Here is a 281-nt window from a genome sequence, read left to right on the forward strand (position 1 = left end):
GCAGGTGTATCATTTACTGCCGTTGGCGTATCGTCTACTGGGGTTACATCAAAAGTAACCGTAGCCGTATCGGTATCCCCATCAGCATCTTCGATCTCATAGGTGATTGTTACCGGACCATTATAGTCTAAGGCTGGTGTAAAGTCGATCGTATCATCGGTCGGATCGTTTGGTGTACCTCCATTATTGACTACTGCAGTTCCTACTGCAGCTGGAATGGCAGTTACATTGATCGTTCCGGTACTTGGACCGTCTCCTCCAAAGCTATCGTTTCCTAATAC

1 protein-coding gene is annotated in these 281 nt (G+C 47.0%); it reads right to left on the reverse strand.

Annotated elements, in window-relative coordinates:
- Positions 1 to 281 (reverse strand): Ig-like domain-containing protein (locus ACXAGJ_RS24800; protein WP_474843898.1); only part of this gene is annotated, 281 nt, incomplete at both ends.

The organism is Aquimarina sp. AWH4_224 (assembly GCF_056160245.1).